This window comes from Streptomyces sp. NPDC004721, from assembly GCF_053601495.1.
Genome location: NZ_JBSGBZ010000077.1, coordinates 1 through 12,760 on the forward strand (window position 1 = coordinate 1; position 12,760 = coordinate 12,760).

Genomic DNA, 12,760 nt, shown 5'->3' on the forward strand with positions numbered 1-12,760 from the left:
GCCTTGCGATGCTCCCCCACAGCCTGAACGGCGTGGGAGGTACCCCCAGCACCGGACGCCGCGAGCTTCCCGGCAAACCTTTCCGGCCACAGCACTAGGAAGCTCCCCTTTGCTCCCCCTTGCTCCTCTACTCCTCCTTGCGGAACGCCCGCAGGGTGAAGACCGGGTACGGGCGGCGGCGGTCCTGGTCGGGCAGGGCCGCCAGCCGCGTGGCGAAGTCCTGGGCGAGGGATTCGCCCGGCGGCAGCGTGACGAACCAGCCGCGGCGCAGGTCGGCGATGGTGCTGCGGGGGCTGCGGCCCTGGTCGCGGCCCGGGAAGAGGGCCTGCCCGGCCGGGACCAGGCCGTGCGCGGCGGCGTACTCGCCGACGAGGCCGGCGTCGTCGCGGGCCGGGCGGCGGGGCCGGCAGGCGAGTACGGCGTCGATGTCGCTGCCGACGTTGTGCGCGGCGGCCTTGTCGACCGTGGTCACGTACACCCCGCCGGGCCGGAGCACCCGGGCGCACTCGGCGACGATCGCCCGCGCGTCCTCGGGGCCGGGCGCCAGGTGCAGCAGCCACACGCTGGTGACGGCGTCGAACCGACCGTCGGGGAAGGGCAGGCTGCGGCTGTCGGCGAGCACGACGGCACCGGGCAGGCGTGCCCCGGCGTGCCGGGCCATCGCGGGCGCCCGGTCGACTCCGGTCACCCGCAGGCCGGCGCGGGCGGCGGCGAGGCGGCGGGTCACGATGCCGGTGCCGCAACCCACGTCGAGCAGTTCGCGCGTCTGCCGCGGCACGAGGCCGAGGACGGCCTCCGCCGCGGCCTCCGCTCTCGGTTCGCCGCCGCGCGAGGCGTCGTAGCGCTCGGCTTCCTCGTCGTAGTCCAGCACGCGGATCCCCCACCCCGCCCCGGCGGCGGCTCAGCTCGCCCCGTGTCCCGGTGCGAGGTCCTGCACCCGGCGGGCGAGTTCGAAGTCCTTCTCGGTGACGGCGCCGCCCGCGCTGTGGGTGTTCACGCTGAGCGAGACCGTGTTGTAGCCCAGGGTCAGGTCGGAGTGGTGGTTGAGCTCCTCCTGCACCTGGGCGATGTGCACGACCATCGCCGTCGCCGCGAAGTGCGAGCCGAGCCGGAAGGAGCGGGTGAGGCGGTCCCCGTCGACGGACCAGCCGGGCAGTTCGGCCAGCCGGTCCTCGATCTCCTTGTGCGACAGCGGTGCGACGGGCATGGGGCCGGCTCCCTTCCTGGACCTCTCCTGGACCTCGCGTTCCTGTTCAGACTGCCACAGGAGGGCCGCCGCGTCCCGGGCCGGAACGGGCCCTAGGGTCTTTCGTTTGGATCAGGCCGGATCAGGGAGCGGGGCGTGATCCAAACGAGAGGCCCTAGGCTCAGCCGGCCACGCACTCGGCCGCGAGGTCGTCCGCCAGGGCGGCGATCCTGGCGCGGCCCTCGACGTGTTCCACCCAGGTGTGCGGCAGGCCGTGGTCGCCGTGCCGGGCGCCGAGGATGTTTCCGCAGATGGATCCGGTGGAGTCGCTGTCACCCGAGTGGTTGACGGCGAGCAGCAGGGCGTCCTCGACGCGTGGGGCGGCCAGGGCGCTGTAGACGCCGATGGCGAGGGCCTCCTCGGCGACCCATCCGGCGCCGAGCCGCTGAAGCCTCTCGGACGTCGGAGTGCCCTGTGCGGCCAGGTCGAGGGCCTGTTCCAGGGCGGCACTGGTCTCCTCGTGCCCTGCATGGCGGGCGAGCAGCCGCAGCGCGCGCAGGACCGCACCCTCCACGGAGTCCCCGGACACGAGGTACGCGACGATCGCGGCGAGCGCGCCGGCCGCGTAGTAACCGGTGGGGTGGCCGTGGGTCGTCTGGGCGCAGCGGGCGGCCATGCCGAAGGCGGTGGCGGGGTCGGTGCGGGTCAGCCCGAAGGGCGCCGAGCGCATCACGGTGCCGCAGCCCTTGGAGTCGGAGTTGACCGGGCCGGGCGGGCCGAGTTCGGCCGCCGGATCGGGCACGAAGTCCTGGGCGAGCCCGGACAGGCAGGCGTTTCCAGGGGCGCGGCGGGCGTACAGCCACCGCTCGGTGATCAGTCCGCCGCGCGGACCCTCGTAGGAGCCCCCGGCGGGCCCGGCCATCTCAGTGTCCTCGGGGCCCTGCCTGCGCTGGGTCTCCAGCCAGCGCTCGTAGGCCCAGCGCACCAGGCGGGGCCAGCCGCCGCCGATGCCCCGCAGCCGCTCGCGCTCGTGGGCCTGGCGCAGGCCCTCCACGGTGAACAGGGTCATCTGGGTGTCGTCGGTGATCCGGCCCACCGCGCCGTCCCCGTCGGGCACCAGGCCGGTCACGCCGCGCGGACCGTGCACGGCGCGGATCCGCTCCAGGGAGTCGAATTCGACCGGATAGCCGAGCGCGTCCCCGACGGCGCCGCCCAGCAGGCAGCCGCGCACTCTGGCGCGGTACACCGCCGTCGCCTCCCAGGACGGCTTCCACGGCTCGGTCATACGCCCCCTCCTCGACTACGGTCGTGCGTATGGCCATTGTCGCGTCCGGCACCACCGCGTCCCCCACCGCCCCCGCAGCCCAGGGCGTGGGCCCGCTGCTGCGGTCCTGGCGGGAGCGGCGGCGGATCAGCCAGCTCGAACTGGCGCTGCGCGCCGACTCCTCGGCCCGGCACATCAGCTTCGTCGAGACCGGACGGTCCCGGCCGAGCGAGGAGATGGTGCTGCGGCTGGCGGAACACCTGGAGGTGCCGGTGCGGGAGCGCAACTCCCTGCTGCTGGCCGCCGGTTACGCCCCGAGGTACCGGCAGACCCCGCTGGAGGACCCGGCGCTCGGCCCGCTGCGCGAGGGCCTGGAGCGGCTGATCCGGGGATACGAGCCGTATCCGGCGCTGGTGGTCGACGCGACGTACGACGTGGTGAGCGCGAACCGGGGCATCACGATGCTGCTGGAGGGCATCCCGGAACGGCTGCTCACCGCACCGCTGAACGCCATGCGGCTGACCCTGCACCCGGACGGTCTGGCGCCGCGCATCCGCAATCTGCGCGAGTGGCGCGGGCATCTGCTCGCCCAGATGGAGCGGCAGGTCGCGCTGCACCGCTCGGCCGCGCTGCGCGAGCTGTACGAGGAGGTGGCGGCCTACCCGGTGCCGCGGGGCACGCCGGAGACGGCGGAGCCGCCCGGGCAGGTGCCGTACTTCGCGCTGCCGCTGCGGATCGAGCACGACGGGCGGGTGCTGTCGTTCGTCTCCTCCATCTCCACCTTCAACACGCCCATGGACGTGACGGTGGCGGAGCTGGCGATCGAGACGTTCCTGCCCGCCGATCCGGCCACCGTCGAGTACCTTCACTCGTCGTGGGCGGGAGAGAGCCGGGGTGCATGGCGTGAGTGAGCGGCGGGCGGCGCCCACCGTGGGCCAGGTGGTGCTCGGCAAACGGCTTCAGGAACTGCGGGAGAAGGCCGGACTGGGACGCGAGGCGGCCGCGCGCGTCCTGCGGGTGGCCCCCGCGACGGTACGGCGGATGGAGACGGCCGAGGTCGCGCTGAAGATCCCGTACGTGCAGATGCTGCTGAGCGCCTACGGGGTGGGCGACGAGGCGGCCGCCGCGTTCGTCGCGCTGGCCGAGGAGGCCAACGCGCCGGGCTGGTGGCAGCGGTTCCACGACGTGCTGCCGGAGTGGTTCAGCCTGTATGTGAGCCTGGAGGGCTCCGCCCGGCTGATCCGCTCCTACGAGCCGCACTTCGTACCGGGACTGCTCCAGACGGAGGACTATGCGCGGGCGGTTCTGGAGGCGGGGACGGTCGGGCAGCGCAGGCCGGACGCGGTCGAGCGGCACGTGTCGCTGCGGATGGCCCGGCAGCGGCTGCTGGAGCGGGCCGATCCGCCGCACCTGTGGGCGATCATCGACGAGACGGTGCTGCGGCGGCCGGTGAGCGACCGCCCCGAGGTGATGCGCGAGCAGCTGGACAAGCTGCTCCTCTACACCGAGCGGGACCGGGTGACGCTGCAGGTCGCCGAGTTCGCGCGGGGGCCGCACGCGGGGACGTACGCGCCGTTCTCGCTGTTCCGCTTCGCCGAGCCGGAGCTGCCCGACCTGGTCTACACCGAGTACCTGACCGGCGCCCTGTACCTGGACTCCCGCACGGAGATCTCCGCGCACCTCGAGGTCCTGGACCGCATGACGGCCGCCGCCGCCACCGCCGAGCAGACCCGCGAGCTGCTGCGGAAGTACCGCGAGAACCTGTGAGCCGCACCCGGCGGTCGAGCGACCTGTAGCCCTGGGTCCCCTCGTTCGGATCAGGCGAAAGACCCTAGGCGGCTCCGCCCCTGGTGTCGCGTTCGTCGTCGACGATCTCCGCGTCCACCACCGTGTCCTCGTCGGGCGGTGCCGCCCGCGGTCCGGTGCTCTCCGTGCCGCTCTGCTGGGCCTGGGCGTACATCGCCTGGCCCATCCGCTGGCTGACGGAGGCCAGTTTGTCGATGGCCGTGCGCAGCGCGGGGGTCTCCGCCTGCTGCTCCAGGAGGGCTTTCACCTCGGCGGCGGCGGCCTCGACCTCCGACTTGGTGTCGGCGGGCACGCGGTCGCCGTTGTCGCGGAGGAAGTTCTCCGTCTGGTAGACGAGCTGCTCGGCCTGGTTGCGGGTCTCGGCGGACTCCCGGCGCTTGCGGTCCTCCTCGGCGTACTGCTCGGCCTCCCGCATCATGCGGTCGATGTCGTCCTTGGGCAGTGCCGAGCCGCCGGTCACGGTCATCTTCTGCTCGCGGCCGGTGGCGAGGTCCTTGGCCGAGACGTGCATGATCCCGTTGGCGTCGATGTCGAAGGCGACCTCGATCTGCGGCACCCCGCGCGGGGCGGGCGGCAGGCCGGTGAGGTCGAAGACGCCGAGCTTCTTGTTGTACGCGGCGATCTCACGTTCGCCCTGGTAGACCTGGATGCCGACCGAGGGCTGGTTGTCGGTGGCGGTGGTGAAGATCTCCGAACGCCGGGTCGGGATCGTGGTGTTGCGCTCGATGAGCTTGGTCATGATGCCGCCCTTGGTCTCGATGCCGAGGGACAGCGGGGTGACGTCGAGGAGGAGGACGTCCTTGACGTCGCCGCGGATCACGCCCGCCTGGAGGGCGGCGCCCACGGCCACCACCTCGTCGGGGTTGACGCCCTTGTGCGGGTCCTTGCCGGTCAGCTCCCGCACCAGGTCGGTCACGGCCGGCATCCGGGTGGAGCCGCCGACGAGGATCACGTGGTCGACGGCCGAGAGCTTGATGCCCGCGTCCTTGACGGCCTGGTGGAAGGGCTTGCGGCAGCGGTCCAGCAGATCGGCGGTGAGCTCCTGGAACTGGGCCCGGGTCAGCTTCTCGTCCAGGTGCAGCGGGCCCTCGGCGGAGGCCGTGATGTAGGGCAGGTTGATCGTGGTCTCGGAGGACGACGACAGCTCGATCTTGGCCTTCTCGGCGGCCTCGCGCAGCCGCTGCACCGCCATCTTGTCGTTGCCGAGGTCGACGCCGTACTGGCCCTTGAACCGCTTGACCAGGTGCTCGACGATCCGCTGGTCCCAGTCGTCGCCGCCGAGGTGGGTGTCACCGTTGGTGGCCTTGACCTCGATGACGCCGTCGCCGATCTCCAGCAGGGAGACGTCGAAGGTGCCGCCGCCGAGGTCGAAGACGAGCACGGTCTGCTCCTCGCCCCGGTCCAGGCCGTAGGCGAGCGCGGCGGCCGTCGGCTCGTTGATGATCCTCAGGACCTTCAGGCCGGCGATCTCCCCGGCCTCCTTCGTCGCCTGCCGCTGGGCGTCGTCGAAGTACGCCGGCACGGTGATCACCGCGTCCGTGACGTCCTCGCCGAGGTACGCCTCCGCGTCCCGCTTCAGCTTCTGCAGGACGCGCGCGGACAGCTCCTGCGCCCGGTAGCGGGTGCCGTCGACGGAGCCCTGGTCCGGGAAGCGCCAGTTCGCGTCCCCCATGTGGCGCTTGACCGAGCGTGCGGTGCGCTCCACGTTCGTCACCGCCTGCCGCTTGGCCACCTCGCCGACGAGCACCTCGCCGTTCTTGGCGAACGCCACGACCGACGGCGTGGTGCGCGCGCCCTCGGCGTTGGCGACGACGGTGGGGTCGCCGCCTTCCAGCAGGGCCACCACCGAGTTCGTCGTCCCGAGATCGATCCCGACCGCACGTGCCATCTTCGTCCCCTTCCGGGCGCCTCCTGCTCTCCAGCACAAAACTTGAGTGCGCTGTTGTCAATGCCGCGTACCCGCCGGCTGCCGCTCTACCCGGGAACACCGATGCCGCGCCCGGGACGAGGGGCGCGGCATCGTCGGACGTGGCCTCGGCTCAGGCGAGCTTCGCGTCCAGGGTGATCGTCGTACCGGCCAGGGCCTGGCTGACCGGGCAGTTCTTCTTGGCTTCCTCGGCCGCGGCGACGAACGCGTCGTTGTCGATGCCGGGGACCGTGCCCTCGACGCTGAGGTGGATGCCCGTGATGCCCTCGCCCGGCTGGAAGGTGACGTCCGCCTTCGTCCGCAGGGTGGTGGGCGGGGTGCCGGCGCCGGCGAGGCCGTGCGACAGCGCCATGGAGAAGCAGCTGGAGTGGGCGGCTGCGATCAGCTCCTCGGGGCTGGTCTTCCCGTTCGCCTGCTCGGCGCGCGACGGCCACGACACCGGCTGCTGGCCGATGCCGGAGGAGTCGAAGGTGACGACGCCGTTGCCCTCGAGCAGGTTGCCTTCCCAGACGGTGTGAGCGGTGCGCGTGGTTGCCACGGTTGGTTCCATACCTTTCGCCAAGGTTCCCGTTGCCGGGGTTCCGTAACCGCCATCCGATCACATCCGCGCCGTGCGCAACCACCGAACAGGCCGCGACCTGCCGTGGAAGGTGTGTGAATCGCCTGCCGGACGGCAGGGGGAGGCCCTACAGTCCGTTCCATGGTCGAACTCTTCCAAGTCCTCGGGGGAATCGCGGGATTTGGTGGGGTCGCTCTCGGTGTCCTGTACCTGCTCTACCGGGACCTCGTGCGCGACATCATCCGCAGGCGGATGTTCCGGACGCTCACTTCGGCGCAGGCGACCGCCCTGTTCGGGGCCGTGGTCGTGCTCGCCTTCGCCGTGGCGATCCTCGGGATCTTCGCCACCCTCGCCGAAAGCACGGGTGTCCGGCAGTTCCTGGTCCTCGTGGGCATGCTGCTGCTGTTCCTGCTGGCGGTGCTGTTCCTCGCGGTGCGCGTGGTCACCGGCCCGGTGGCCCGCGCGAAGGCCGACGGCGGTGCGGAGCGCAGGCTCACCACGGTGCGCCGGCACGTCGAGAGCGGGGAGGCCGACCAGGCGGAGCGCGCCCTGGAGGCGTCCCGGCTGGACCGCGAGTCGTCCGTGTTCTGGTACTGGAAGGCCAGGATCGCGCTGGTCCGGTCCAACCTCGACGTGGCGTACGGCTATGTCGAGGAGGCACTGAAGCTGGACGGCCGGGACCCGTACGGCATCGCGCTGAAGATAGAGCTGCTTCTGCTGGCGGGCGACCCCGACCGGCGTGACCGGGCCGCGCGGCTGTCGGTGGAGAGCACCGGCTTGAGCGGCGAACTCGACGCGTGGCTGCGCCAGTTGCGGGCCGAGGGAATGTTCGACGGTGGGGTACGCACCCGCACGGAGTTCGAGGCGCGGTGCCCGCTTCCCACCCGTACCACGGAGGATGTCCATGCGGAGTGAGCGGAGCAGGCACAGGGAGCAGCGGAAGGCGGTCCTCTTCCTCCCGTCGGCCACCGTCGCGGGCGGAGGCCCGGGCGGTGGGTCGTACGACGAGCCGGAGGAGGCGCTGCGGGAGGCACTGACCGCCGCGGCCCGGGCGGACCTGTTCCCGCTCTCGCCGCCGGCCCGTACGGCGGAGGAGGCCGACGCGCTCCTCGCCCGGCACCCGGACGCGCTGCTCCTGATCCACCCCGGCGGCCGGATCCCGCGCGACGCGCGCCCCCAACCGGGCGGCGCGCTGTGGCAACTCCTGCGCTGCGGAGCCGGACTGCGGCTGTGCGAACCGGCCACGGTGGCGGAGGCCGCTCTTCCGGAAGGCTCTTTACAACCGGAGGGGGCCTCTCGTGTGGAGGGTGCCTCGTCGTCGGTGGGGGCGTCGTCCTCGGAGGAGTCGCCGCTCCCGCCGGGTGCCCCGCTTCCGGGCGGCTCGGCCGCGCCGGGGCCCATGGGCCCCGGCGGCGAGGACCGGCTGGCACTGCTGGTGGTGGAGCTGCCCCGGGAGGGTGCTCCCGCCGCGGCCGGGCGGGCGGTACGCGCCGAGCGCGCGCGGCTGTGCCAGGACTTCGCGGCTCGCATCGGACTGCCGGCCGGGCCGGTGCTCGGGGAGAGCGCCGAGGACTGGGCGGTGGAGCTACGAGGGGCAGCGCGCTGGAACCTGCCGCTGACGGCGATCGTGCACCCCGGGATCACCCCGCCCGCCCCGGACAGCCCGGACGCCCCGCTGTGGGGATGGCTGCGGGCGGGTCGGGAGATCCGGTCGGCGTCCGCCCCGCGCGACGGGCGGTTCTCCCTGCGGGGGTCGGGGGCGGCGTCCGAAGGGGAACTCGGCACCGCCCACATCGGCCGTCTGAGCGCTCCGCCTCCGGACGAGGACGACTGGCTCTTCCCCGCCTCACTCGACGGGGAGATCCAAGCGCGCAGGCGGAGCGCCGCGCAACCTCCGCCGGGTTCCCGCGGGCCCGCCGGGCCACCGCCACCCGAGGACGAGGGCTACGAGGGCGATGCGTTCCTCCGCCGTCGCGGCCCCCGCGACGCGGTTCCCGAATCCGCGGCCACCGATCACCTCGGTGCCGCCGCGCGACGTCGCACCATCAGCTATGGCGCCCAGCCGCCCGGCCATCGCCTGCCCCTGTTCGGCCGCACCGGCCGGCCCCTCCCTCACGACGGACTCTTCATCCGCCGCAACAGCGCCTTCGGCACCCGTTCCCCCCTCGGCGTGCGGGATCTCATCGAGCAGGGCGTGATCATCGGGCAGGAGCAGATCCGGTTCGACGACTTCGTGGCGGCCCGCACGGAGCAGGTGCCCGGTCCCCCGCCCGGCCGGGCCGTCGGCGTCAGCCACGGGCTGGCGGCCGCGCAGGGCGAGTTCAGGGCCGACGAGGCGACGACCCACTTCCTGGAGATCACCCTGAAGGCGGGCGAGGCACCGCCCGAGGACGCCCCCGCCGAGCCGCTTCCGGTGAACTTCGTCTTCGTCGTGGACACCAGCGGCTCGATGCACGGCGAGAAGCTCGACGGCGTCAAGGCGGCCCTGCAGACCCTCTACGACCGACTGCGGCCGACGGACTGCCTGGGCGTCATCACCTTCGAGCACCACGTCCGCACGGTGCTGCCCGCCACCGCCAAGCGGGAGCTGCCACGCGAGCGCTTCGCCCAGGTGGTGGCCGGGCTGAGAGCCGGCGGCGGCACGGACATCAACCTCGGTGTGCAGTACGGCATCGACGAGATCGGCCGGAACGCCCTCGGCGGGGGCACGGTCAACTGCCTGTACCTCTTCTCCGACGGCGGCCCGACCTCCGGCGAACTGGACTGGGTCAGGATCCGCACGAACATCGCGGCCAAGCTCCGCGGCGACCTCACCGTGTCGTGCTTCGGCTTCGGCTCCGACGCCCGGATGCCCGAACTGGCGGCGCTGGCCGGGCTGGCCGGCGGTCACGCGACGTTCGTCACCCGGCCCGAGCAGGTGGGCACGGACCTGCTCGCCGACCTGAACCGGCGCGACCACCTGGCCGCCATCGACATCCAACTCCGCCTCGACATCGCCCCCGACGTGGAGATCCGGCACCTGTACGGCCACGACCTGGTCACCGACCCGCGCGCACGGGCGGCGGTGCTGCGGGAGGCGGCCCAGGCGGCCAAGCGCGCACAGCGGGACTACGGCGCCGAGGCCCTCCCGGACCTCATCACCGAGGAGACCGGCATCCGCATCTTCGCGCCCGACCTCGCATTCGGGGAGACGTACTGGATCGTCCTCGAACTGACCGTGCCGCCGGGCAGCGAGCCGCACCCCCTGGGCACCGGGGCCGTGCAGTACGTCGACACCGTCACCCGCGCGGGGCACCGGCACGAACTCGGCCTGGCCGCGGACCTCACCCTCACCGAGGAGACCGTGGCCGTGCACGCGATGGGCCTGTGGACCAGCGAGGTCACCTTCCACGCCCTGGACGACCTGTACGACCGCGACCGCGACACGGCGACGAAGCGGCTGAAGCAGCACATCGAGGTGCTGCGGGCCGCGCACGGCCGGCTGCCGGCGCGGGAGTTCCGCGACGACCAGGTCACCCTGCAGAAGCTGATCACGCTGACCGGCTCGCTGGACACGGTGGTGTCGTTCAGCGACCGGCCGCACGGCCCGGGCGGCATGGCGCCCGCGGTCATGATGATGAGCGACTTCGGCCGGGTCCGGTCGGGCTTCTGGCCGCACTACTGACCGCCGGACCAGGGGGTCAGGCGGCCCGTTCCTCCGCTTCCGCGGTGAGCGGCGCCCCGGTCCCGGCGGCCTCGTGCAGCCAGCGCCGCAGCACGCGGTGGACGTGCTCGGCACCGACGAGGTCCTCGCCCTCCTGGACCGGCGGGGAGCAGTCGAGCGGCGACAGCAGGAACGGGCGGCCCTGCGCGCCGCCGAGGCCGCCGTGGGAGCCGATCTGCTCCTCGAAGGCGAGGACCTCTCCGTCGGCCGGGTCGTGGGTGGAGTTGACCATGATGTCGGCGGTGTGCGGGAAGGAGTGGGTGCGGCGTACGGCGTCGGCTGCGCCGGGGCCGAAGAAGGCGAGCGGGCCGGGGTCGGTGTCGAGTTCGGCCAGCGGTATCCGTACGCCGCGCGCGCCGAGCACGACACCGCCGTGCTCCTCGCTGCGCACGAGCAGGAAGCCGACACCCGGGTGGTCGGCGAGCGTGGACAGCAGCGCGGGATGGCGGGCGTCGATCTCCTCCTGGCTCATGCGGTGCGGCACGTCCGGGAAGGAGGCCAGACCGAGGTTGCCGGAGGCCAGCACGACGGGCTCCGAGCGGCGGGCGGGCCGGCGGTCCTCACCGCTCTCCTCGACCGGGCGGCCGAGCGCGGCCCGAACGGCGGCCCGTGCCTCGGCGCCACTGCGCGTCCTTCCCGCCCGGCGCGGCACGGACAGGCCGCAGCCGGCCCGGACCAGGTCGCCCAGGGTCAGACCGTAGCGGGAGCGGAAGGTCTCGCCGGGGCTCTGTCCGTGGTCGGACAGGAGGACGAACCGGTACGGACGCGGGGCGTGCTCGGCGACCTTCTCGATCAGCGCCAGCGAGCGGTCCAGACGCCGCAGCACCTGCGCCGCGTCACGGCTGTGCGGCCCGGAGTGGTGGGCCACCTCGTCGTACGCCACCAGGTCGGCGTAGACGGCGGTGCGCCCGGCGAGCAGGTCGCCCATCACCGCGGCCACGACGACGTCCCGTTCGACGACCGTCGCGAAGGCGCGGATCAGCGGGTACAGGCCGCCGCGGGAGACACGCGGGCGCTCCTCGCGGAGCCGGGCGCGCAGGGACTGGCCGATCTCGCGGCCGGCGTCGGCGACGAAGGACAGGAAGGTGCGGACGGCGTTGGCGGGGTCGGAGAAGTAGGCGAAGTAGCCCGCGCGGGAGCGGCTGGCGCGGTCGCGGCGGGCCGCGACCGACAGGACGAGCGCGAGTTCGCCGGCGCCGCCGCCGAAGAGGTTGCCGCGGCTGGCCCCGTCGGCGGTGAGCAGTCCGCCGTCGCCAGTGCGCCGCACGGCTCGGCGCTGGAGTTCGACGGCGCTGCTCGGGCGGTTGCAGACCATCACCTCGCCGGTGTCCTTCTCGTACCAGCGGAAGGCGGGGACGTCGTGGTTGGTTCCGTGCAGGATGCCGAGCTGGCTGGCGCCGGTCTGGCTGGACCAGTCGGTGCGCCAGGGGGTGAGCCGGTGGGTGGGCTGTCCCTCGCCGGCGCCGAGCCATCGGGCGACGGTCGGCATCAGGCCCTCGTCCACCGCGTCCCGCAGCACGTCGTGACCGACGCCGTCGAGCTGGACGACGACGGTGCCGGGGGTCGACGAGCAGGGCGGCAGCCGTCTGCGGCGGCGGTCGGCGAGCCGGTGGAGCCGGCGCCGGTAGGCGTCGTCGTCGCGCACGGCGAGGGCGGCGCCGGTGGCGGAGGCGACCGCGGACATCACCGCGGCCACGATGACGGCGGTCTCGGGGGCCGCCTCGGCCTGTCCGGAGGGGGTGATGCGCAGGGCGAGCAGGAGCAGTGAGCCGTTGAGGAAGAACACCAGCAGCCCGAGGACCAGCGCGGGCACGAGCAGCAGCAGCCGGACGAGCAGCGGCCACACCACGGCGGACAGCACACCGAAGGCGCCCGCGCCGAGCGCGGCGGTCACGGCGACGGTGGTGGCGCTGTCGCCGTCGGGCGACTGCAACTGGAAGTCCGGCAGGATCCCGGCGAGCACGAGCAGGGTGACCGTGGAGACGGCCCACACGGCGACACTGCGCCCGACCTGACTGGCGGCCCGCCGCCATCGCCGCCCGCCACCCATGCCGGCACATCCTCCGTTCCCGCCCACGCCCCGCGCCTCCACGCGGACCCACCCCAGCTTGTCATACACCCCCACAAACCCCCGTGACCTGTGGTAACACCCCATCATCGCGGCCCCGCCACCGGCGGTCGCCGACGCACCCGCGCTCAGCCCCGCCGCGCCGACGGCGCCGAGCGCACCGGTGACGCGATGGGCGTCCGGAGACGGTGCGGGGCGCGGTCCGGGCCGTCGGACGCGCCGAGTCCCTGGCCCTCGGTCCCGGCCT

At 73.3% G+C, this 12,760-nt stretch carries 10 protein-coding genes; 4 read left to right on the top strand and 6 right to left on the bottom strand.

Going from position 1 to position 12,760, the window contains the following annotated elements; translation table 11 throughout:
- Window positions 1-127: 127 nt before the first annotated feature.
- From ACWEK3_RS37795 to ACWEK3_RS37805, 3 genes are all read right to left on the bottom strand, one after another.
- A complete protein-coding gene (locus ACWEK3_RS37795) occupies window positions 128-871 on the bottom strand; it encodes a class I SAM-dependent methyltransferase (RefSeq protein WP_453251790.1) in 744 nt (247 codons plus the stop codon).
- A 30-nt stretch (window positions 872-901) separates the two neighbouring features.
- On the bottom strand, window positions 902-1,207 hold the full coding sequence (locus ACWEK3_RS37800; protein WP_361409711.1) for a 4a-hydroxytetrahydrobiopterin dehydratase: 306 nt from the start codon (window positions 1,205-1,207) through the stop codon (window positions 902-904).
- Between the two features lie 160 nt (window positions 1,208-1,367).
- Complete coding sequence (locus ACWEK3_RS37805) at window positions 1,368-2,471, bottom strand: ADP-ribosylglycohydrolase family protein (protein ID WP_453251791.1); 1,104 nt, start codon at window positions 2,469-2,471, stop codon at window positions 1,368-1,370.
- A 29-nt stretch (window positions 2,472-2,500) separates the two neighbouring features.
- Here ACWEK3_RS37805 and ACWEK3_RS37810 point away from each other — a divergent pair, with 29 nt between their 5' ends.
- Together ACWEK3_RS37810 and ACWEK3_RS37815 are read left to right on the top strand one after the other, a co-directional pair.
- Entirely contained in the window at window positions 2,501-3,361 is an 861-nt protein-coding gene (locus ACWEK3_RS37810; protein WP_450543847.1) for a helix-turn-helix domain-containing protein, read from the top strand.
- Window positions 3,354-4,217, top strand: coding sequence for a helix-turn-helix domain-containing protein (locus ACWEK3_RS37815; RefSeq protein ID WP_390728098.1), 864 nt, complete (start codon window positions 3,354-3,356; stop codon window positions 4,215-4,217). The genes ACWEK3_RS37810 and ACWEK3_RS37815 overlap by 8 nt, the downstream gene beginning before the upstream one ends.
- A gap of 64 nt (window positions 4,218-4,281) precedes the next feature.
- Here the strand turns inward: ACWEK3_RS37815 and dnaK are convergent, their stop codons facing one another.
- Window positions 4,282-6,144, bottom strand: coding sequence for a molecular chaperone DnaK (gene dnaK / locus ACWEK3_RS37820; RefSeq protein WP_453251792.1), 1,863 nt, complete (start codon window positions 6,142-6,144; stop codon window positions 4,282-4,284).
- Between the two features lie 151 nt (window positions 6,145-6,295).
- A complete protein-coding gene (locus tag ACWEK3_RS37825; RefSeq protein ID WP_361409696.1) occupies window positions 6,296-6,721 on the bottom strand; it encodes an OsmC family protein in 426 nt (141 codons plus the stop codon).
- A gap of 162 nt (window positions 6,722-6,883) precedes the next feature.
- Here ACWEK3_RS37825 and ACWEK3_RS37830 point away from each other — a divergent pair, with 162 nt between their 5' ends.
- Entirely contained in the window at window positions 6,884-7,657 is a 774-nt protein-coding gene (locus tag ACWEK3_RS37830; protein WP_450543843.1) for a tetratricopeptide repeat protein, read from the top strand.
- Window positions 7,647-10,406 carry a VWA domain-containing protein gene (locus tag ACWEK3_RS37835; RefSeq protein WP_453251793.1) on the top strand — a complete coding sequence of 920 codons (2,760 nt, stop codon included), beginning with the start codon at window positions 7,647-7,649 and terminating at the stop codon, window positions 10,404-10,406. The genes ACWEK3_RS37830 and ACWEK3_RS37835 overlap by 11 nt, the downstream gene beginning before the upstream one ends.
- A gap of 16 nt (window positions 10,407-10,422) precedes the next feature.
- Here the strand turns inward: ACWEK3_RS37835 and ACWEK3_RS37840 are convergent, their stop codons facing one another.
- Window positions 10,423-12,495, bottom strand: coding sequence for a phage holin family protein (locus tag ACWEK3_RS37840; RefSeq protein ID WP_453251794.1), 2,073 nt, complete (start codon window positions 12,493-12,495; stop codon window positions 10,423-10,425).
- Window positions 12,496-12,760: the final 265 nt, after the last annotated feature.

Bases quoted from the DNA above. Each gene is read 5' to 3' on its own strand.
- ACWEK3_RS37800 (WP_361409711.1), bottom strand. From the start codon at position 1,207: ATGCCCGTCGCACCGCTGTCGCACAAGGAGATCGAGGACCGGCTGGCC.
- ACWEK3_RS37805 (WP_453251791.1), bottom strand. From the start codon at position 2,471: ATGACCGAGCCGTGGAAGCCGTCCTGGGAGGCGACGGCGGTGTACCGC.
- ACWEK3_RS37810 (WP_450543847.1), top strand. From the start codon at position 2,501: ATGGCCATTGTCGCGTCCGGCACCACCGCGTCCCCCACCGCCCCCGCA.
- dnaK (WP_453251792.1), bottom strand. From the start codon at position 6,144: ATGGCACGTGCGGTCGGGATCGATCTCGGGACGACGAACTCGGTGGTG.
- ACWEK3_RS37830 (WP_450543843.1), top strand. From the start codon at position 6,884: ATGGTCGAACTCTTCCAAGTCCTCGGGGGAATCGCGGGATTTGGTGGG.
- ACWEK3_RS37835 (WP_453251793.1), top strand. From the start codon at position 7,647: ATGCGGAGTGAGCGGAGCAGGCACAGGGAGCAGCGGAAGGCGGTCCTC.
- ACWEK3_RS37840 (WP_453251794.1), bottom strand. From the start codon at position 12,495: ATGGGTGGCGGGCGGCGATGGCGGCGGGCCGCCAGTCAGGTCGGGCGC.